We start from the raw sequence: 20,807 nt of genomic DNA, 5'->3' as shown, positions 1-20,807 counted from the left end.
GCCAAGATGTGGAATATAGAAGAGGAAGATTTAGATAAGTTTAGGATGACATGTAATGATCGTTTAAGTCCTGAGGGTGCTACAGGATTTATGTTTGGAGGAATACTTTATAGTTCAATAGCCGTTTTTTCTATTATTGTATCAGGTGATTGGGATTACTGTATGGTTCTCCTTAATATAGGAATTGTTAAGCTGGAAGTGTTGTTATATGCTCTGCAAGTAATTTTTTTCATTCTATATTTATTTCCAAAAGCTCAATTTAAATTTCAAAAGCTACAAACAATTGTTGTATTATTAAATGCATTTCAAATGGCAATAATATTACTCGTAGTTTTGATTGGTACTAAAATGGCTAATAATTCAATTGATCAGATTACATTACTGTATGCAGGATTATTATTTTTAGGAGCAGTAATTTTTCATATTTTGACAACAATTGATACGTTTAAACAGGCAAGTGAAGGTGCATTTAGTATGGATGAAAGATCCGCTTCCTTTTTTAGTAAAGCAAAAGGAAAGATGATGAAGTGGGCTACATTATACGCAGTAACTATTCTTATTTTGCTATATTTTCATAACGATTATGGATTTGATACTTTAGGTATGTATGTAGTAGGGACCTTTTTAATGTATACGATAGCCATAGGTGCAGCTGAATTTCAGTTATTAGCGTATTGCAGATTTAAATTTCCGTCATTTAATAAAACGTGGGAGCAACATAAAAGAGAAACTCCAAGATATCAAAAGAAAAATAAAAAAAGTAAATCGAAACGTAAGGCATAAAGGGAAATGGCAGAATAAATTTAAATGTCCGCCATTTAATATAACGTGGGAAGAGAATGAGAGAATGCGTGGGAGATTTTGAAGGCAAAATACAAAATCCCAATCGAAAAGTAAATAAGAGTGAAATAGAATTGAAGTGAATGAAAATTATTTAAACTGTATAGAGGGTGAAGAGTCAGGATGTGGAATATAAAAGAAAAAGATTTAGATAAGTTTCGGATGATATGTAATGATCGTTTAAGTCCAGAAGGTGCTACAGGATTTATGTTTGGAGGAATACTATTTAGTTCAATAACTATTTTTTCAATTGTTTTATCAGCTGGGTGGGATTACTGTATGCTTCTCTTTAATATAGGAATTGTTAAGTTAGAAGTGTTATTGTACAGCCTACAAATAATTCTTTTCATTATTTATTCATTTCCGATAGCTCAATTTAAATTACAAAAACTACAAACCCTTGTCGTATTATTATATGCATTCCAAATAGCAACAATAGCTCCTACTGCGTTGACTGTTACTAAAATGGCTAATAATTCAATTGACTGGATTACAATACTGTATGCGGGTTTATTGCTTTTAGGAGCAGTGATTTTTCATATCGTGACAACAATTGATACGTTTAAACAAGCGAGTGAAGGTGCGTTTAGTATGGATGAGAGGTCTGCTTCTTTCTTTAGTAAAACAAAAGGAAAGATGATGAAGTGGGCTACACTATACGCAGTAACTATTCTTATTTTGATATATTTTCATAACGATTATGGATTTGATGATTTATTTATGTATGTAGTAGGGACCTTTTTAATGTATACGATAGCAATCGGAGCAGCTGAATTTCAGCTATTAGCATATTGCAGGTTTAAATTTCCGTCATTTAATATTTCATGGGAGCAACATAAAAGAGAGACTCCAAGATATCGAAAGAAAAATAAAAAAGGTAAATCGAAACGTAAGGCATAAAGAAAGTGTGTATTGTAAGTTTTGATGGTGAAAAAGTGATAATTTATAGGAGAGTATTTGAACTACAAAAAGAAAATTTACTTATGTAAGGTGATTAAAGTGATTAGAAGATAATCTGATCGAAAATATAGAGAGTGTAGTGTGATGATGAAATGAACACAAAAAAGGTTTCTAAAATGATTACTATCATAATAACAATCAGCCTACTACAAGCATGTAGTTTTTTTGAAGAAAAGATAGAGTATGAGCCATTTGTTAAGGCATTGGATGAAGGTGACATGAAAAAGGTTATGTCTGCGAGTGATGATGGGTATGCTTTTGTGGAACAAAGAGGTATATATAGTACATATGAACAAAAAGAAGATGGAGAGCATAGTAAAACAATCTATCAAACTTCGGAAGGCATATATAATACGAAAGATAAAAGTTTATATGGAAATACAACACAAGAAATTACCTCGGAAGTAGATAATAAAAATTATAAAGAAGAAGTTAATTATAGTACCAATATTATGTATCAAAATGGACAGGTACAAAGTCCGGATTCAAACCTGGATGTTTCATACGTGAACTTAATTGTAGATCGTTTAAAAGGGATAGGGAAACTAAAGATGAAGCCCGGGGATGATATAAAAAAGTTTGATCAGCCTAGTACTGTTGGATACAAACTAACTGAATTAGAGTTTCAGAGTATCATAAATGATAAGTTGAAAATACAATTTGATGAATATGGTGGTGGATCAATCGCATTGCATATTGATTCTAAAAATGGTTCAAAGCAGATATTGGAAGTAAGTATTGTAGTGAATTATAAGAAGAGAAATGATGAGGGCAAATTAGTAAAATATATATCACAAATACATACATCTTTTGATAGTCACCAAGGTAATAATCAGGATGCGAGACAGGAATATATTGATTTTAAAGCACAGTATAATAAGAAGCAGTAATATTAAGAAGGGCATTTGCACGTAAAGATAATAGCGACATAAGTGTGATAAATGTTTCATAAATATTTCTATTTGTAGTGGAAAGAATTTGAGGATAAACGCCCCAATTGCTGGAGGAAATGCAACAATTGGGGCGTTTATCTGTCTAAATTTAGTTTGAATGCATAACATTTTTTAGTTAGAGTCCTCACTCCTCAAGTAGTTTCTTCATAATAACGGTGTGAAGTTTTTGTGTAATCGGCTTTTATTGCAAAGTTACAACTATTTCCGCTTATAGAGTACCTCTTATTATCGATACATCGTCCACATCCCAATGTCTTTAAACCCTAGACGTTTATAAATTCGTCCAGCAGCTGGATTGTTATAAAATAAACAAAGTGTTCGGCTTTCTTTCGTAAAGTCTTGAATCATTTTTTGTAATATGAGTGAAGCATATCCATTTCCGCGGTAGTTCGGATGCGTACATACGCCAACCACCATTGCGGATAATGAATTTTCAGCGGAAGTTGAGGCGGATGCGATGATTGCACCGTCTTTTTCAATATAATATGTACGTCCTGTATTGGTTTCGATAGCTTGCCTTAAAATTTTTTCTGATTCATGAGCAGTCGGGAATTCATCGATGCTACTTCTTAATTGCATAATTCGCTCTACATCATCTAGTGTGGCAAGTTTAATTGTTTCTTGGGCAGGCGTACTAGGTAAGTTGTCGGCATCTAGACATTCGCAAAAATACATTTCATTTTTGGAGCCTAATTGTAGACTTGGAGCAGTTTCAAACCTTTCTACAATAGTTGACTTACCAGAGAGTTTAAGCGGCTTATATGCGGAAAGAAGTGTCTCATAATCAGTGGTAACAAGTTCTTCTTTACTATAGGGTATAAATGAATCGTGGAATCGGAGTAGAATTGATTTTAATGTTCCATTCTCTTTAAATACGCCCCATAATTCTTGAAAATCTGTGTCATAACCGAAAGCTTCAATATCTCCAATAATAAACAAGTTAAGGGCTGCTTCTTCTTTTAGGTAAGCGAATACTTGTTCATGATCTTTCTTTGTTAATTTTCGCATCATAACGAATCGACCTTTTTTTTATTTTTCTAAATATTACAACTTAAGTTTTTTGAAATCAATATAAAATTTTATGTTTAGTTCACCAACTTTCGGAAAAACTAGGAAAGATATGACAAAGGAGGTTATGAACGGTGGATCATCCAATTCAAGGGTTAATGAAAGCGGCAATGGAAAATTTAAAAGAAATGGTCGATGTAAATACGATTGTTGGAGAGCCTGTTCAAACGGCTGACGGTGGTGTGGTGTTAACGGTTTCTAAAGTAGCGTTCGGGTTTGGAGCAGGAGGTTCTGATTTCCAAACGAATGATGGACAAAGAACGAACGGTAACCCTGCATTTGGTGGCGGTAGCGCGGGTGGTGTTTCTATTACACCAGTAGCATTTCTTGTGGTGAATAAAGATGGAGTAAATATTCTGCATCTACAAAATGCGACACATTTAGCGGAAAAAATGATTGAATTAGCTCCACAAACAATTGATAAAATTCAATCGATGTTCCAAAAAGATGATAAGAAAGAGGGAGATCATCATCCTCAAAACCCAGATGATATCCTTTAAAAACGCCTGCTTACGAGCAGGCGTTTTTTCTTGTAATCACTATGTAATAAAACACATGAAATTGTAAATAGTTTTTGAATTTTTTTCTATGTTTCTAAAATTTTTCATGTTAAAATATGCTATAGAATTGAAACATATAAAACGAAGGTGGCTAGGTGCTTTGTCTGGAGGATCTGACCAAGTAAAGAATATGATATATATTAATGGTAATCGTCGGGGTCATTGTTTTATTACATCAGGAATTACATTTAAAGAGTTTGCAAGTAACATCCCTTCACCGCTTCATCAAGTGTTGCTTTTGAAGCATAACTTTGAATGGACAGATTTTCATTATCATACTTTATTTGAATATGTTGAGGAAGAAAATATACATAAGCTAATTCAAGCAGAGATTGATGAATTTGATGAATTTTGTTGGGTAGATTTTGATGATGCAAGCGATTTAGATGAATTAGAGCCAAAAGAAATTGCAGAGCTTTTATATTTGGCTCACAAAAAAGAACCACTTGCAAGAACATTCTTTCCGTTGTTGAAAAATAGATTTGTTTATTTTTCACATGATGACGGGTGGTACAACAAAGTGTATTATCGTAGAATTGCTGACTTTGTAGGAATGTTAAGTAAAGTCATTCCTTATAAACTCGGTGCTTTCGGTAAGAAACGTTTTTCTTTCTTCCAAAAATCGAAAATTTTCCCAGCAATTTCGAAAGAAGTGATCATGGGACTTCTTCCATTAATGGAAGATGGTCTTTATATTGATCTAGCAGGGAAAATTGAGTCAAGAAGAGGTCTTGAAATTCCGGTATATGTAGTTGGTTCGTATGAAAGTACGGATGAGGTGCTAGATAATATCGATGAATTAAAAGAAGAAGCAACAGAGACTGGTTGGCTCATTTTTGATAAGAAAGAACAAGAATGGCAATGGGTTGTGGACTAAGAAAACTTGGCGCATGAAGTCAAGTTTTCTTGTCATTTGAAAGGAGTACAAATGAAGAAATATTATACAATTGTGGGTGTTATAAGTATTATTCTCGTGGCGATTTTACTTATTACTTGTCCGAAAGAATCAGATTTTAAAGTGTATGTAGAGGATAAGTATGCATTGAAATGTAATGAGAGTAGTTTTGAATGCACACAAAATGTAGACGATAAAAAAGAAAAACTACAATTTGAAAGTACAGATGCACGAAATGGTGTGTTTTTTATGACTGTAAAGCAAACATATAAAACAGAAGCTGGTGTTACGAAAGAATATAGCGGAGTAGGAATGTTTGGTACATTTCTTTTTGTTTCAGAAAAGACTTTCTAGTAATAGAAGGTCTTTTTTTTATGCTTATGTTCATATAGATGAAGTAAGACAAGCATAGGAGGGGTAGTGATGAAAAATACATGTATCGTTTGCGGTGGTGAGGAGTTCTTTTCCTCAACTTTATATGCACGTACGAAACAAGATTGGGCATATGCACCAAATATGTATCGATTTGAAAAGGTGTTTATTGAGCATCGGGATGAAGAGAATTATCCGGTGTTTCAAGAAATTACAGCGAAACATTGTTGTGGATGCGGTCATATCATGTTGTATCACGAATGAACACACCAAGTATAACTTGGTGTGTTTTTTTAAAACGCTGACAAAGCAAGCGGATAAAGTAAAGTAAATAAAACAGAAAAACTACCAAAACCAATTGCTGTATATCCAAGTGTTCTTGCTCCGAAATTGACAGCTAATAAGCCGACTAAAATCGCAAGAGAGCCGAGTGTAACCGGATAAAATGCAATTGAGAAAAGCGAAAGAAATAAAGCGACATAGCCTACCATTGCACCGGTATTTGTACCTTCTATTTCATTTGCAATTTCTTTACGCTTATGTCTAATTGGTATGCCAGCTGGTGATATTTCAGCTGCATACTCTTCGTTTTTTTCACCACTTTTAAAATGATGATTTCTCTTTCTTCGCATGTACATCCCTCTCTTTCAATTGGGTGTACCTATAGTATCTTTCATAAAGAGAAGAACATGTGTATGAGTTAAACCCAAGTAAAGCAAAAATTGGAGAATAAAGATTCCATCATTAGCATGTACATCTCCTAATGAAGATAAACAGGAATTTTGGAAAATGATGTAGAATGAAATGAATGATAATAACTGAAGGTAGGGGAATGTATGACGAAGTTTAATTGGCATGAATCGGCAGAGAAAAAATGGGATAATAATGCAGATTTTTGGAATCAAAATAGTCAAGAAATGTGGGATAGTGGGAGCAGGAGTACAATCATTCCATTTTTTGAGCAGTACGTGGAAAAGGAAGTACAAGTGTTAGATGTTGGCTGTGGTGATGGGTATGGTACATATAAATTAAGTCTTACTGGGTACAAAGCGGTTGGGGTGGACTTATCGGAAGTTATGATTCAAAAGGGTAAAGAACGCGGAGAAGGCCCAAACTTATCTTTTATAAAAGGTGATCTTTCTTCATTACCATTTGAAAATGAGAAATTTGAAGCAATTATGGCAATTAATTCTTTAGAATGGACCGAGGAGCCATTGCGAGCATTAAATGAAATAAAGCGTGTTTTAAAGAAAGATGGATACGCATGTATTGCAATTTTAGGACCGACAGCAAAGCCTCGAGAGAACAGTTATCCTCGTTTATACGGCAAAGACGTTGTTTGTAATACGATGATGCCTTGGGAATTTGAGCAGCTAGCGAAAGAACAAGGTTTTGAAGTTGTGGATGGTATCGGTGTATATAAGCGTGGAGTAAATGAGAAGATGTTAGGTCAACTACCTACAGAGTTACAACAATCGTTAACATTCTTATGGGTATTTATGTTAAAAAACGTATAAAGAAATGAAAGAATTTTTAGGAGGTAAATAAGTGCAGAAAATACAAAAAACTGATACAATATCATCAGAACCAATTAAAGGGGGACTAGGGTATATGACAACTACTACAACAGTTAAATCCGATATTGAAATCGCACAAGAAGCGAGTATGAAGAAGATTCAAGAAATTGCAGCTGATTTAAATATTTTAGAAGATGAATTAGAGCCATACGGGCATTATAAAGGTAAGTTATCTCTTGATATTTTTAAGCGCTTACAGAATGAGAAAGACGGTAAAGTTGTTTTAGTAACAGCGATTAACCCAACTCCAGCTGGAGAAGGTAAATCAACAGTAACAGTTGGTTTAGGTCAAGCTTTTAATAAAATTGGTAAGAAAACAGTAATCGCACTTCGAGAACCATCTCTTGGACCAACGATGGGACTAAAAGGCGGAGCAGCAGGCGGTGGTTTTTCACAGGTTGTACCTATGGAAGACATTAACCTTCACTTTACTGGAGATATCCATGCGATTACAACTGCTAATAACGCGTTAGCAGCGTTTATTGATAATCATATCCAACAAGGAAACACACTTGGGATTGATACGCGTAAAATCGTTTGGAAACGCTGTGTTGACTTAAATGATCGTGCCCTACGTAACGTAGTAATTGGTCTTGGTGGACCAGTTCAAGGTGTACCACGTGAAGATGGTTTCGATATTACAGTGGCATCTGAAATTATGGCTGTATTCTGCCTTGCAACAGATATTCAAGACTTAAAAGCGCGTCTATCTCGCATCGTGGTTGCATATAACTTTGCAAATCAACCTGTAACGGTTAAAGATTTAGGTGTAGAAGGTGCGTTAACATTATTATTAAAAGACGCATTAAAACCGAACTTAGTACAAACGTTAGAAAATACACCAGCTATCATTCACGGTGGACCATTTGCAAATATCGCTCACGGTTGTAACAGTGTTATCGCTACAACAATGGCAGCAAAATTAGGTGACTATGTTATTACAGAAGCTGGATTTGGTGCTGATTTAGGTGCAGAGAAGTTTTTAGATATTAAAGCTCGAGCAGCTGGTATTAAACCAGAAGCAGTTGTTATTGTTGCGACTATTCGTGCGCTTAAAATGCATGGTGGCGTAGCAAAAGATCAATTAAAAGAAGAAAATGTAGATGCATTAGCAAAAGGTATGGAAAACTTACAGAAGCATGTTGAAACAATTCAAAGCTTCGGTGTGCCTTTCGTAATTGCAATTAATAAATTCATTACAGATACAGATGCAGAAGTTACATACTTACAAGAGTGGTGTAACGAGCGTGGCTATGCAGTATCCTTAACAGAAGTTTGGGAGAAAGGTGGCCAAGGCGGAGTTGACCTTGCTGAAAAAGTACTAAAAGAAATCGAAAAAGGTGAGAATAACTACGCACCACTTTATGAATTAGAATTACCATTAGAAGAAAAAATTCGTACAATTGCCCAAAAAGTGTATGGCGCAAAAGATATTGAATTTGCTCCAAAAGCACGTAAGCAATTAGCTCAATATGAAGGAGAAGGTTGGAGTAACCTACCAGTTTGTATGGCGAAAACACAATACTCTCTTTCTGACGATGCAACGAAATTAGGTCGTCCATCTGACTTTATCGTTACAATTCGTGAGCTAAAACCATCTATCGGTGCAGGTTTTATCGTTGCGTTAACGGGAACAATGTTAACAATGCCAGGCCTTCCAAAACAGCCAGCAGCACTACAAATGGATGTAAATGAAGATGGAAAAGCAGTAGGTTTATTCTAAAAGGTTGTAATTCATCTCGTTTATCTGTAAACTATATATACATCAAGTGGCGCCTTTCCATCGAAAGGCGCCTGTTTTTTGGAGGAAATTATGTTTGATCCAACTGCTTTTGATAATTTAAAAGTAATCGTAGAAGGTGCTGTTTATGATTTTGATTTACATGGAGATATTCTTGTAACAAATCGAAAAGATATGATGGACCTTGCTTCATTAAGTCGTATATATCGTATTTCATTTCAATTAACAGAACCGTTCGAACCACTAGTAGAAGCAACATTTTCATTATCTGTGGATGCAAAGAACTTGTCTGGTGAAATATTGGAAGTACCACAATTTACACCAGGTTGTGAAATGAAGTTAGCATTTTCATTCCCGATAGAAAAGCCAGAGGTAGTGTGCGAAGAAATTGAAACTTTCATGCATTCTATATGGGGAAAAGAAAGAATGATTACGCAAAAACTTTCATACGAATATAATAAGCAAGCGATTTCATATCATAATAAGGTAGAGGTTCTATTTCAAAAAGCGATTACAGAAGACCATGTTGATGATTTAATAGCTGTTATTTCACACATGATAGAAACGGTGCGAACAATACAACATTTTCTTCAAAAATAGAGATAAAGGAGAAAAACAAATGATAAAAGATATGCAACCATTTTTACAACAAGCTTGGGAAAAGGCTGGTTTTAAAGAATTAACCGAAATTCAAAAACAAGCGATTCCAACTATTTTAGAAGGACAAGACGTTATAGCTGAATCTCCAACTGGAACAGGAAAAACATTAGCGTACTTATTACCCCTTTTACATAAAATTAATCCTGAAGTAAAACAACCACAAGTTGTTGTTTTAGCACCAACACGTGAGCTTGTCATGCAAATTCACGAAGAGGTTCAAAAGTTTACAGCAGGGACTGAAATTTCAGGTGCATCTTTAATTGGTGGTGCAGATATTAAGCGCCAAGTTGAAAAATTAAAGAAACACCCGAGAGTAATTGTCGGTTCACCAGGACGTATTTTAGAATTAATTCGTATGAAAAAACTAAAGATGCATGAAGTGAAAACAATTGTATTTGATGAGTTTGATCAAATTGTAAAACAAAAGATGATGGGCGCTGTACAAGATGTAATTAAATCTACAATGCGCGATCGTCAATTAGTATTCTTCTCTGCGACAATGACAAAAGCGGCAGAAGATGCTGCACGTGATTTGACAGTTGAACCACAATTAGTACGTGTAACTCGTGCTGAGTCAAAAAGCTTAGTTGAGCATACGTATATCATTTGTGAGCGACGCGAAAAAAATGATTACGTAAGAAGAATTATGCATATGGGCGATGTAAAAGCAGTTGCTTTCTTAAATGACCCATTCCGTTTAGATGAAATTACTCAGAAATTGAAATTCCGTAAAATGAAAGCAGCAGCTCTTCATGCAGAAGCAAGTAAGCAAGAACGTGAAGCAACGATGCGAGCTTTCCGCGGCGGTAAATTAGAAATTCTACTTGCTACTGATATTGCAGCACGCGGTATTGATATTGATGATTTAACACATGTAATCCACTTGGAGTTACCAGACACAGTAGACCAATATATTCACCGCTCAGGACGTACAGGACGTATGGGTAAAGAAGGAACAGTCGTTTCTCTTGTAACACAACAAGAAGAGCGTAAATTACTTCAATTTGCAAAAAAACTAGGTATCGTATTTACGAAGCAAGAAATGTTCAACGGATCATTTGTAGAAACGAAACCGAAAGCACCAAAGAAAAAGAAACCAGCGTTTACTGGGAAGAAAAAGCCTAGATAAAGTGAAAAAATAATCAGTGGGGATTCCCCCACTGATTATTATCCCTCATCAATCGGACGTTTACGGGATAAATAATAGGGAAGACGTAACTATTTATAGTTGCGTCTTTTTTATTTGAGTCAATATGCTCATTTTAGGTAACTAATTATTTCCTCTTAAAAATATATAGAAAGATTATTCACTAATTTAAATTTTTTCTAAGTCAATGTAAGGATGTATTAGTATAATTAAAGATGTGTTCCATTTTATGGATTACCTTATTGGTATAGGGTCTATGTTTTGGGGTATATGAAAATACTACATATTCCCTGTTAAATATCATTAATATAAAAACTACATAGGCTCTTCTTTTGTAATTTAAAAAATATATTAAAGTAAGGAGTTAAATTATAATGGCAATCTTTCAAAGTAATGTTCAGAAAGCTGAAAAAATTGCTACGCAAATGAGTTCTGATTCTGACACAGTTCAAAAACAATACCACATGCAATACGTACGACAGTAACTGTTAATTCCAAAGCGTGAGAAGCAAATAATAATAAGATTGAAGTCGATACAGTTAGATATGTAAGACAAACCTCTCTCAGATTTAAAATAGAAAAAATATACAGAATAATGAGATGATAAATGTATAATCTATTTATATTAGGAGGTGAAAAATGGAATACATATACGAATTTTACCGTGATGGACTCGGCGGATTAAGAATACGTTTGCCCAAAGAGATTTCTATAATTTCTCATTTTTTAGAAGATATTTTAGATGATGAAGCAGATGAGTATATACAGATTTTAGATACTGTAGTGAAGCAAGAAGTTCCGCAATATGAAATAGAAGGGAACGTAGCAGCAGTCTACATTGAACCTAATTATACTAGTGCTATTAACTTATTTATGAGTGCCCCAAATAACCAATGTAAAATTGAGACCTCTGAATTTAGAAAACTACTTGTGTTGTGGCGAGATACAGTGGTAGCAGAAGGGAAAGATATTGAAGCGTAAAAAACACTAGAAAGTGTGGTCTTTTTTCACTTAAATTTAATTATTCCATATTTTATAGTTGTTTTCCATAGAGAACTATCAGTAGAATAAAGTGGACATATCCGAAGTAATACAAATATATTTAAAGGGATTTATCTCTCCCCCATAAAACGTGGTGTTTTAGAATCGAAGTTTTAAATATTACACAGATTTTGCGAACCCCTGGCGAACGAAAATGCCGAAAACCTTCCCTGACCTTAAGATAGAATTGGATTATTATGAAAAAATATTATTGAGCTTGGAATACATAGTGGGTCTACAACAGCTCGTGAAAGGAAGATACCATCCATAATTGTCTTGAAAAAAGACAGGATTTTTATGAAGAAAAGATATTTGAACATTTCAGGCTTAATAACGATCATCATACTTATTATAATAAATGAGAGGCGTATAGATTATGATATATCAAAATGATAGGATTTGTAGGAAGAAGGCGTTAATTAGTGCTGAAAAAATCATTAGCCTATTTTCAAATTTAAAATTTATTGAATTTGAAAATCCAGATTCTGCATGGATAGAACTATTCGATATAGCATTGAAAAAATTTCGTAAGATTGATTCTAAGCCAAAGTTTTGTATTCCAATTGGTAATGTTAAAAGTAAGTATATTTTATGGATTGAAAATTCTTTAGCTTCTTTAAATTTTTCAAATCATAAAACAGAATATTTTATATTAGTTCCTAATTGTTTAGAACCGATGTGGGCAAATGTTAGGATATTGAACTTTACAAAATTTATTGAGGAACTTTGGGACATTTCTGAAACTAACGAATTTACAATTGCTGATAAGGACACGGGACAAATTGTACAAGTATTCTCTGAGGAAGAATATTATGAAATTCATTTTGAGTGTTGCAACATTAATCCAATTGACTCTTCGAAAAATGGATACTAAATGATAAAAAACAGCCTATTATGACCCAGGAATTCACATATGAAGTCGATGGACAAAAAATTATAATTCTAGATCACTTAGCCGGTCATATCTTCGGGAAACGTGGCATTGGAGATCAACAAACTCATTAAAATGAAAGACCTGAGTACAATACAGGAATGGGACAAGTCGATGGGATGGAGGATCATTATTATTTTGAAAAGAGAAATAAAAAATAGAAGGTATAAAAATGATTGATCAATTAAAAATTTTAAATCCCCAGACGTTAATTAGCATTTTTGGAAAAGTACCAAAATTTGAAGAAGCAGAGTTATTAGAAGTGTGTCTTAAAAGGGATGGCCCTACCCTAGTTATCCAATTGATGACAAATGAAAACGTTGAACATAAACCTAAACGCTGGAATAAGTGGGATGTAATCTATGTAGAAATCTCTTTTTTTACTATTCAAAATTTAATAATAGAAAATTTAGGAACAGAAAATATCATTGAGCATTTTGAAATAAGTACGATGTCAGAAGGAAGTTTATTAAAAATTAAATGTAAGAATCAAATGATAGTTGAATCTTTATTTGACTGGGCGAGAATAGAAGGAGTTACTCCAGGTTTAATAGGATTACCTTAAGTGAACTAACGGGTGTTTTAGTTGAACAACATTTAAACAACTTTATTATTACTTTACATTCTGATGGATATTCTTGAAAAGGAGTAGTGTTGTATGAAATCTATAAATGTAAATGGAGCTATATATCATATTGAATCAGTTCCTTTTGAAGATAAGAGTGAACAGGATGAAGAGGGATACTATGAATATTTTTACAAAGGAGTCAATGTATCGTTTCACTCTGACAAAGAAGTAATTAAAGCCCGAATTTATGACGAGGAAGAAACGATATATTTCTCAAAAAATCCAATTCTTGCTTTTGGGAAAGATTTTGAAGCGATAAAGAAATATATAATTAAAGAATATGATGTAAATAAATTTAAGATTCCAGGTGGGGAAAAAGCTTATATAGAGTTATAACCATAATCTACCTTAAACTTTACCATGATTTATTAAATGCAAAAGGTAGATAGTTATATGATTCGTGAAGTTGAACCGAAGGATGGCAATACAATTGAAAATCTATATTAAAAAATTGTTTGTTCTCCAAAACGACAAAAATGAGCTGAATGATTATAAATAATTGTAAAGAGATAAAAAATTTGTTTAGGGGGTACTTCATAACCGTAGCTTGATATCGATGAGATACAACCACATTATTGCTACTAAGCAAAAGCTATTAAGTTCCCCTAAGCAAAAAGACAACTTTTTATGACTAGCGATTTATAAGTATTCAACTGAATGAAAAAGGATTAACAATAGTACCTGTAGAAACCTACATAGAATATTAAAACCATTAGGGGGAAAAACAATGATTCATAAAGTCGGACAAATTATGTTATATGTAAATAATCAGGATGAGGCAGTAAATTTTTGGACGGAAAAGGTAGGGTTTCATGTAGTTGCAGTGGAAGATAACAAACAAGGAATGAGATGGATTGAAATTGCTCCAACTAATGATGCTGAAACGAGCATTGTACTACATAATAAAGAAGTGATTTCTAAGATGAGCCCAGAATTGAATCTTGGTACACCGTCTTTAATGTTCTTCTCAGAAAATCTGGATCAATTATATACAGATTTAAAAAATAAAAATGTTACTGTTGGCGAAATGGTAACTATGCCTTCTGGTAAAGTGTTTAACTTTGCTGATAGTGAAGGGAATTATTTTGCGGTTATGGAAAAGAACCGATAATAATATTGAGATGTGAAAATCCCCCTCAAACATATTGAGGGGGATTAAATCTTTGAAATGAATTTTTCATGAGAGAGTTGTTTAATAAAAAATGCACCTTTTTCAATAGCAGTTTCCATATAACCGACAATTTGATTAAACGTAAATACCTGTAAGTCTTCATGCAAATGTTGCTCGGGATACAACATATCTTCAAAAAGATACTTTCGAAATTCTAAAACATTTTCTTTAGAAACTTCTTCAATATCCACAATGTGAGCCTCTTGGTTGAGAAGAGAGAAGAGCTGCTGTTCTGTATCGTAATGATGAAGCAACTTTGCATTTAACAATTTAAAATCGTTATAGTACATAGGTGCGATCGTTTCGTCATTTTCTATTCTATTTTTTAGCCAAGGTAGAAAGAAGCCGCTTAGCCAATTATCATCGGCAATGAGGTGAGTGTAATAGCCAAGGAGAAAAGGGGAATCCATATGAGCTTTATATTTTTGAAAAAAAGAATTGAAATCTATCCTTCTCGTATAGTTTTTCGTTGTGCCAGCGTAAAAGTGTGAAGCTCCTTTTTCTTCTGCTGAATGAACCGCATCGGGGGCTACACCTCCAAGTATGAAAGAAGTTTTATCTTGGATATATAGTTTTTCGGCAATCTTGTTGGCGATAATAGCATGCATAATTCGTGATCCCATGAAAATGACACCTCGGTTTCAAGTATTCATTTCAGGAAGAGGACTGAACAGTTAGTATTACTTTCCCTGTACTTTTTCTACTTTCGACCCATTCATGTGCTTTCCCTGCATCTTGAAGTGGAAAAGATTTCGTAGCCTTAATTTGCAAACGTCCGTCACGCAAATAACGGAAAACTTCATTTGCAGTTTCTTGGAGCAGTTCAGGACGTTTTTTTCGTGTGGTTCCAAAGCTGAATCCGAGTATAGAGCGGCAACTTGCATGTAAATCTTTCGTTTCAAAATTACCAATTTCACCGCTAGCATTACCGAAATGAACGAGGCGACCATAATAAGCAAGACAGTTTAAACTTCTTTCCGAAACCGTTCCAGAAATAGAGTCTAAAATGATATTAACGCCTTCTCCGTTTGTCAGTTCATTGACTTTCTCTACAAAATCTTCATCTTGATGACAAATAACATAATCAGCTCCAACATCTAAAGCAATTTCTTTTTTTGCTTCACTTCCGACAGTGCCGATAACTTTTCCAGCCCCTAATAGTTTAGCAAGTTGAATCGCTGTAGTACCAATTCCACCAGCAGCCGCATGAATGAGTACAGATTCACCTTGTTGAAGCCTTGCAACATTTGCGAGTAAATTATAACTTGTAAAAGATACGATCGGGCAAGCAGCTGCCGTTTGAAAATCGACTTTATCAGGTAAAACGAAAGTAAGGTTTTCGTTTGCGACAACGTATTCTGCGTAAGATCCATTTTGAGGAAAAGCAATGACACGCTGTCCAGGATGAATATTTTTCACATGAGAACCGACACGTTCTACAATACCAGCGACATCTATACCTGGAATAAAAGGGAGTGCTTTATTTCCTTTTTTTCCATACCGTGATTTAATATCGGCGAAATTTACACTGGTAGCAACAACACGAATTAAAACTTGATCTTCTGAAATAACCGGTATATCCACATCTGTATATTGCATCACTTCAGGACCACCGAACGACGTTACAACGATAGCTTTCATCATATATCCTCCTAAATTTGACTATACAAATCATTTTAAAGCGTCATTAGCAATTGGGAAATTATATAATAGTTATGCGGCTTTATAAGTGAAGCTTATGAACTCATTGGATCATTATATTAATGTATATAAAAAACTGTTTGAAAAAATCGAACGAAACATCAATTACTTGCCAATATAAAGTGTAAGACAAAGGAGGGATGGAATATGAAGGATGAAACGGTGTATATAGATTTAATCCAATTAACTTTATCAGGCAATAAAGAAGCATATAGCGAATTGTATGATAAAACGATTCAAGAAGTATATAAGACAGCACATTTTTTAATAGAAGATAAAACGGATGTAGATGATGTCGTTCAAGAAATATACATACAGCTATATGAATCGCTTCGTAAGTATGATAGCGAGAAGCCATTTCGCCCTTGGCTAATTGGACTTACGATTAAACAAATTCACTCCTATAGAAGAAAGAGGTGGATGCGACTACGAATTATAAAAAAAGCAGAAGAGCAAAGAAAACCAGTACAAATTGATTTTTCTAACGATGTTATAAGTAAAATATCAAATCAAAAATTAATCGAACTCATTCATAAGTTACCGTATAAATTGAAACAAGTTATTATCTTAAGATACTTACACGATTATTCACAAGAAGAAGTAGCACAAATATTACATATTCCAATCGGTACAGTTAAGTCTAGAATTCATGCGGCATTAAAGAAACTACGCCAAAAAGAACAAATAGAAGAAATCTTTTTAGGAGAGGTAGGGAATGTGAAATGAGCTTAGATTGTAGAGTTAGAGAATCTATACAAGAAGAAGCGAAGGGGATTGTTGCCCCGCCGGAGTTAAAAGAAAAAGTAATTGTTCAGATTAAAATGAATCGCGGCGGTAACAAAAGGAAGAAGCGACTTATTGCAGGAGTGCTTGCAGCAGTATTTTTAATCCCAACGACTGGTTTTGCTTACCAATCTATTATGGCGGATGGTATATACGGATCTTTTGAGAACTTAAAAAAACATGCTGGAGCTATGACATTAGAAGCGTATATGCGTTTTAATGCAAAATTATCAGAAGCGAAAGATGAAATGGGTGCGAAGGAATATGAAGAGTTTACAACAGAACTAAAGAAATTAACAAATGCAAAACTTGAGCACGGGGATTCGAACGGTAATATTGATTATGATCAATTATCACCAGCTAAAAAAGAGGAAATGAAAAAGGTAGAAATGGAACTTCAGCCATATTTTGATAAATTAAATGGCCATAAATCTAGTAAAGAAGTATTAACTTCGGAAGAGTATGAACAATATATGGAAGCGTTAATGTCATATCAAACTGTATTAGTAAAAGCGAAATCGAGTGGTGGGATAACAGTAGAAGAAGTACCTGAAGCGTATAAAGAAAGGTTTATTAAAGCAGAACAGTTTATGGAGTATGTAGATGAAAAGGTGAGATAAGTAAAAAAGCTCATAGCTTAAGCTGTGAGCTTTTCTTATTGAAACGTAAATATATTAACCACCTATTCCTTTTGCTAGCAATAAGAAATATACAAATACTAATATTACGCCATTTAATGCAGTACCAACTATTCCGAATAACCAATTTTTTGATGCTATCGCAGAAATAATACCGAGTAATGAAAGTATTCCTAGAATCGCAATAATCAAAGTTAAATTTGCATTAGGTCCTCTTAAAACAAAGAAAGAACATATACTTGCGAGAAACATTAGACACGAAAATCCGAAAAATCTATACATAATAATTCTCCCTTGATTGAAATGTATTTTGACTTAGTGCAAGATTTTCTATAGTTTAACATAAATGTCCTAGTACATATTGAATATATAAACAATAAAAAACGAGTATAAAATCTATGCGATTTCACACTCGTTTTGTTATTACTTAAAATTCCTTACCGCATGTATAGCAAATCTTACAAGGAGTATTGCGCTTATAAATAAACCACCATAACCAACGGCACTTGAAAATTGAACATTAGGTTCTTTTGCATACAAGTCAGGGGCAGAATTATCTTGATTTGCTTAATAAAGTGAAAGTGGGAAATTACTTAGTTATATTCCTTACTATTCTCCTTGTCTTTTTGTATCAAACAATCTAAAAGTGAGTAACCAGCTATTAAACTAATAATGGTAACGAAAGTCGTATTCACAAGAATAATATTATTTAAATAAGGTAGGTATTCACCAACTGGTGAAAAGAGTAGGGCTGGAGAAAAGGAAATGAATAGCGTAGGCACAGTAATAGCGATAAATTTATCCGGTTGAAAGCGCCAGTTTTGTTTATTTGTTTCGCGATTAATGGACTGAAGGAATCGTAATAAAATGCCAACTATAAGAGGGAAGAGTGTATAGTAGAATAACCTTGGATAAAATTTAAAGTTCACCTGCGCGTCTGTATCTAAATAAAATTGAATTTTCACTCCGACAAATAATAATAAGACGATAAATAAGGTGAAGCAGAGATATAGCATCACTTTTTGCATTACATTCCACCATCCTTTACTCAAAATATATTCAAAAAAAGAAGAGATATACAATAACTACTGTTGTATATCTCTTCTTTTACGGTTATTTAATAGTGGAGTTTGCTTTTTCTTGCTTCGTGAAATAATCAATAATGCCCATAGCGCTAATTTCTATATCTAGATGTAAAATGTTATAAACGGAATGATCTGATGGAACGTTTACCTTTGTAAGGTGAGAAGAGATCTTATCCATTAATATAGTTTGTAAAGCTTTAGTCGCTTCATCGAAATCATTATACTGTTCAAAGACCTCTTTACCAGTATGGACGAAAATAGGTAACCAATGTTCCAGTTGGTTATATACTTCTGTAACATTGGATGATGCACCGTAATGGCCGAAATAAATAGTATCTACATTCATACTTTGAATGTGATTTTTAGAAGCAATCATCGCATCTGGTTGGAATTGTGAAGGGGACGTTGATGGTAGATATAGTTCTACACCAAGGTCTGCGAGTTCTCTATAGTAAATTCCTATTGTATCGCCAGTAAAAATGCCATTTGTTAATGAATCGTGAATGCTAATATGGTGCTTAGCATGTCCCGGTGTATCATAAAATGTCAGGATACGGTCTTCTGAAATTTTTAAAGTATCACCATTTTGTACAATATGAACACGTTCTTCTTCTATAGGAAGAATTGGATCAAATAGTTTATCGAAATCTTCTTTGTATACAGCTTTTGCGCCTAAAATGAGTTTTGTTGGATCAATCATATGACGAGCGCCGCGAGAATGCACATATAAAGTAGCATTTGGGCATTTTTCCATCATTAAACCAGCAGCCCCGGCGTGATCTAAATGAACATGTGTAACGATAATGTTTTTAACATCGTTTAAATCAATATGTAATTGTTGTAAGCCATCTAAAATATATGGAAGAGAAGGGGCTGCACAAGTTTCAACTAAAGTAATATCGTCACCTAATAAAACATACGTACCTGTACGTTCAGTATGTTGTAAATCAAAATCATCAATAAGATATAGGTGCGAAGATAATTGCTCTACTTTTTTCATCTTTACCACTCCTTATATACGGTATGTAACTATTATACGCTAAAAATACAAAAAGGCAGAAAACGAAAGTTTCGTCTTCTGCCTTTTTGTAATGTATTTATTTCGTTTGTTCTTTATTGATAGACATAACGAACAACCCAACAATGCCACCAACTAATGGAAGCATAATCTCTCCTGCTAAATTAAAGTAGGAGCTTAAAAATAAACCATTTACATCGATTACCCAGCCAATCACATACAATAACATCATATATAGTACGAAATAAAACTCGCGATTTGAAATCGTTTCATGTTGTGCAGTTTTCATAATGAACACCATCCTTTTCTTTTATAATGGAATATAAACTGTCACATTTTGTTCACAATTAAATTGTAAAACTTTCCAACATAAAAGTCTAGTAGTTTGTGTCGAATTTTCGAACGAAAATAAAGCGCTATCATTTCAGCCTGTAAGTACGTAATAAGAGCTGTATATTCATGAATGTAGTATAGTATAAACATAGAATGATAGTGAAGAGAGGGGTAAGGACAATGACAGTTTATGATTTTTCAGCTAAAACGATAACAGGAGAAGATAAATCGTTAAAAGATTACGAAGGAAAAGCACTTCTTATTGTAAATGTAGCTAGCAAGTGTGGTTTTACACCGCAATATAAAGGGTTACAAGAAGTATATGATAAATATAAAGACCAAGGACTAGAAATACTCGGTTTTCCTTGTAACCAATTCGGAGGACAAGAACCAGGCACAGAAGCAGATATTACTAGTTTTTGTGAGTTAAACTACGGTGTAAATTTCCCGATGTTTGCAAAGGTTGATGTAAAAGGTGACAAGGCTCATCCTCTGTATACATACATGACAGAACAAGCACCAGGTTTACTCGGTATGAAAGCAGTGAAATGGAATTTTACTAAGTTTTTAATTGGAAAAGACGGGAAAGTAGTAGGGCGTTTTGCGCCGCAGACGAAGCCGGTGGATTTAGAGGTTGAGATTGAGAAGGTACTTGGGGAATAACTAGAAGTTTCACTTTATTAAAAAAGCCTCAAAGAACAAGGT

At 33.9% G+C, this 20,807-nt stretch carries 28 protein-coding genes; 20 read left to right on the top strand and 8 right to left on the bottom strand.

Going from position 1 to position 20,807, the window contains the following annotated elements; translation table 11 throughout:
• Positions 1-6: 6 nt before the first annotated feature.
• The 3 genes from ACXY7N_RS02370 to ACXY7N_RS02360 all read left to right on the top strand — a co-directional run bounded on the left by ACXY7N_RS02370 (position 7) and on the right by ACXY7N_RS02360 (position 2,690).
• On the top strand, positions 7-783 hold the full coding sequence (locus tag ACXY7N_RS02370) for a hypothetical protein (protein WP_016088153.1): 777 nt from the start codon (positions 7-9) through the stop codon (positions 781-783).
• 180 nt (positions 784-963) lie between these two features.
• Entirely contained in the window at positions 964-1,740 is a 777-nt protein-coding gene (locus ACXY7N_RS02365; protein WP_016088152.1) for a hypothetical protein, read from the top strand.
• Positions 1,741-1,916: 176 nt separating this feature from the next.
• Positions 1,917-2,690 carry a DUF3952 domain-containing protein gene (locus ACXY7N_RS02360; protein ID WP_016088151.1) on the top strand — a complete coding sequence of 258 codons (774 nt, stop codon included), beginning with the start codon at positions 1,917-1,919 and terminating at the stop codon, positions 2,688-2,690.
• A gap of 288 nt (positions 2,691-2,978) precedes the next feature.
• Here the strand turns inward: ACXY7N_RS02360 and ACXY7N_RS02355 are convergent, their stop codons facing one another.
• Positions 2,979-3,764, bottom strand: a complete 786-nt coding sequence (locus ACXY7N_RS02355) for a GNAT family N-acetyltransferase (RefSeq protein WP_016088150.1) — start codon at positions 3,762-3,764, stop codon at positions 2,979-2,981.
• Between the two features lie 131 nt (positions 3,765-3,895).
• On the opposite strand from ACXY7N_RS02355, the gene ytfJ reads away from it, so the two are divergent.
• The 4 genes from ytfJ (at position 3,896) to ACXY7N_RS02335 (ending at position 5,912) form a co-directional block, all read left to right on the top strand.
• Positions 3,896-4,321 (top strand): GerW family sporulation protein, encoded by a 426-nt coding sequence (gene ytfJ / locus ACXY7N_RS02350; protein WP_016088149.1) that lies wholly within the window; start codon positions 3,896-3,898, stop codon positions 4,319-4,321.
• 160 nt (positions 4,322-4,481) lie between these two features.
• A complete protein-coding gene (locus tag ACXY7N_RS02345) occupies positions 4,482-5,258 on the top strand; it encodes an oxalate:formate antiporter (protein WP_000014091.1) in 777 nt (258 codons plus the stop codon).
• Positions 5,259-5,309: 51 nt separating this feature from the next.
• Positions 5,310-5,630 carry a hypothetical protein gene (locus ACXY7N_RS02340; protein ID WP_016088148.1) on the top strand — a complete coding sequence of 107 codons (321 nt, stop codon included), beginning with the start codon at positions 5,310-5,312 and terminating at the stop codon, positions 5,628-5,630.
• Positions 5,631-5,699: 69 nt separating this feature from the next.
• Positions 5,700-5,912, top strand: a complete 213-nt coding sequence (locus ACXY7N_RS02335; RefSeq protein WP_000798747.1) for a hypothetical protein — start codon at positions 5,700-5,702, stop codon at positions 5,910-5,912.
• A 29-nt stretch (positions 5,913-5,941) separates the two neighbouring features.
• On the opposite strand, the gene ACXY7N_RS02330 is transcribed toward ACXY7N_RS02335, so the two are convergent.
• Positions 5,942-6,280: a hypothetical protein gene (locus ACXY7N_RS02330; RefSeq protein ID WP_001253201.1), complete on the bottom strand. Its 339-nt coding sequence runs from the start codon at positions 6,278-6,280 to the stop codon at positions 5,942-5,944.
• 204 nt (positions 6,281-6,484) lie between these two features.
• Between ACXY7N_RS02330 and ACXY7N_RS02325 the strand changes: the two genes are divergently transcribed.
• The 10 genes from ACXY7N_RS02325 (at position 6,485) to ACXY7N_RS02280 (ending at position 14,484) form a co-directional block, all read left to right on the top strand.
• A complete protein-coding gene (locus ACXY7N_RS02325; protein WP_016088147.1) occupies positions 6,485-7,165 on the top strand; it encodes a class I SAM-dependent methyltransferase in 681 nt (226 codons plus the stop codon).
• A 94-nt stretch (positions 7,166-7,259) separates the two neighbouring features.
• Positions 7,260-8,948: a formate--tetrahydrofolate ligase gene (locus tag ACXY7N_RS02320; RefSeq protein ID WP_033660141.1), complete on the top strand. Its 1,689-nt coding sequence runs from the start codon at positions 7,260-7,262 to the stop codon at positions 8,946-8,948.
• Positions 8,949-9,038: 90 nt separating this feature from the next.
• Positions 9,039-9,566, top strand: a complete 528-nt coding sequence (locus tag ACXY7N_RS02315) for a hypothetical protein (protein ID WP_016088145.1) — start codon at positions 9,039-9,041, stop codon at positions 9,564-9,566.
• Between the two features lie 19 nt (positions 9,567-9,585).
• Positions 9,586-10,755, top strand: coding sequence for a DEAD/DEAH box helicase (locus tag ACXY7N_RS02310; RefSeq protein ID WP_016088144.1), 1,170 nt, complete (start codon positions 9,586-9,588; stop codon positions 10,753-10,755).
• 657 nt (positions 10,756-11,412) lie between these two features.
• Positions 11,413-11,754 (top strand): hypothetical protein, encoded by a 342-nt coding sequence (locus tag ACXY7N_RS02305; protein ID WP_000455778.1) that lies wholly within the window; start codon positions 11,413-11,415, stop codon positions 11,752-11,754.
• Positions 11,755-12,190: 436 nt separating this feature from the next.
• On the top strand, positions 12,191-12,688 hold the full coding sequence (locus ACXY7N_RS02300) for a hypothetical protein (protein ID WP_016088142.1): 498 nt from the start codon (positions 12,191-12,193) through the stop codon (positions 12,686-12,688).
• A gap of 20 nt (positions 12,689-12,708) precedes the next feature.
• Positions 12,709-12,819: an HNH/endonuclease VII fold putative polymorphic toxin gene (locus ACXY7N_RS02295; RefSeq protein WP_242476582.1), complete on the top strand. Its 111-nt coding sequence runs from the start codon at positions 12,709-12,711 to the stop codon at positions 12,817-12,819.
• A 98-nt stretch (positions 12,820-12,917) separates the two neighbouring features.
• Positions 12,918-13,310: an immunity 50 family protein gene (locus ACXY7N_RS02290; protein ID WP_016088141.1), complete on the top strand. Its 393-nt coding sequence runs from the start codon at positions 12,918-12,920 to the stop codon at positions 13,308-13,310.
• Between the two features lie 93 nt (positions 13,311-13,403).
• Complete coding sequence (locus ACXY7N_RS02285; protein ID WP_016088140.1) at positions 13,404-13,709, top strand: hypothetical protein; 306 nt, start codon at positions 13,404-13,406, stop codon at positions 13,707-13,709.
• 391 nt (positions 13,710-14,100) lie between these two features.
• On the top strand, positions 14,101-14,484 hold the full coding sequence (locus ACXY7N_RS02280; RefSeq protein ID WP_016088139.1) for a VOC family protein: 384 nt from the start codon (positions 14,101-14,103) through the stop codon (positions 14,482-14,484).
• A 44-nt stretch (positions 14,485-14,528) separates the two neighbouring features.
• Here the strand turns inward: ACXY7N_RS02280 and ACXY7N_RS02275 are convergent, their stop codons facing one another.
• Positions 14,529-15,167, bottom strand: a complete 639-nt coding sequence (locus ACXY7N_RS02275; RefSeq protein ID WP_016088138.1) for a zinc dependent phospholipase C family protein — start codon at positions 15,165-15,167, stop codon at positions 14,529-14,531.
• Positions 15,168-15,198: 31 nt separating this feature from the next.
• Positions 15,199-16,185, bottom strand: a complete 987-nt coding sequence (locus ACXY7N_RS02270; RefSeq protein ID WP_016088137.1) for a quinone oxidoreductase family protein — start codon at positions 16,183-16,185, stop codon at positions 15,199-15,201.
• Positions 16,186-16,392: 207 nt separating this feature from the next.
• On the opposite strand from ACXY7N_RS02270, the gene ACXY7N_RS02265 reads away from it, so the two are divergent.
• Both ACXY7N_RS02265 and ACXY7N_RS02260 read left to right on the top strand, forming a co-directional pair.
• Complete coding sequence (locus ACXY7N_RS02265; RefSeq protein WP_016088136.1) at positions 16,393-16,971, top strand: sigma-70 family RNA polymerase sigma factor; 579 nt, start codon at positions 16,393-16,395, stop codon at positions 16,969-16,971.
• Positions 16,968-17,648 (top strand): DUF3600 domain-containing protein, encoded by a 681-nt coding sequence (locus ACXY7N_RS02260; RefSeq protein ID WP_016088135.1) that lies wholly within the window; start codon positions 16,968-16,970, stop codon positions 17,646-17,648. Before ACXY7N_RS02265 ends, ACXY7N_RS02260 begins: the two co-directional genes overlap by 4 nt.
• A gap of 54 nt (positions 17,649-17,702) precedes the next feature.
• On the opposite strand, the gene ACXY7N_RS02255 is transcribed toward ACXY7N_RS02260, so the two are convergent.
• From ACXY7N_RS02255 to ACXY7N_RS02240, 4 genes are all read right to left on the bottom strand, one after another.
• Positions 17,703-17,948, bottom strand: a complete 246-nt coding sequence (locus tag ACXY7N_RS02255; protein ID WP_016088134.1) for a hypothetical protein — start codon at positions 17,946-17,948, stop codon at positions 17,703-17,705.
• A gap of 311 nt (positions 17,949-18,259) precedes the next feature.
• Positions 18,260-18,694, bottom strand: a complete 435-nt coding sequence (locus tag ACXY7N_RS02250; protein WP_016088133.1) for a hypothetical protein — start codon at positions 18,692-18,694, stop codon at positions 18,260-18,262.
• An 85-nt stretch (positions 18,695-18,779) separates the two neighbouring features.
• On the bottom strand, positions 18,780-19,751 hold the full coding sequence (locus tag ACXY7N_RS02245; protein ID WP_016088132.1) for an MBL fold metallo-hydrolase: 972 nt from the start codon (positions 19,749-19,751) through the stop codon (positions 18,780-18,782).
• A gap of 97 nt (positions 19,752-19,848) precedes the next feature.
• On the bottom strand, positions 19,849-20,058 hold the full coding sequence (locus ACXY7N_RS02240; protein WP_002085972.1) for a DUF3925 family protein: 210 nt from the start codon (positions 20,056-20,058) through the stop codon (positions 19,849-19,851).
• Positions 20,059-20,282: 224 nt separating this feature from the next.
• Here ACXY7N_RS02240 and bsaA point away from each other — a divergent pair, with 224 nt between their 5' ends.
• Positions 20,283-20,765, top strand: coding sequence for a glutathione peroxidase (bsaA, locus tag ACXY7N_RS02235; protein WP_000219426.1), 483 nt, complete (start codon positions 20,283-20,285; stop codon positions 20,763-20,765).
• Positions 20,766-20,807: the final 42 nt, after the last annotated feature.

The organism is Bacillus sp. 5w2 (assembly GCF_054353775.1).
Note: the sequence above shows the minus strand (reverse complement) of the source record. Positions and strands in the feature narration are given on the sequence as shown.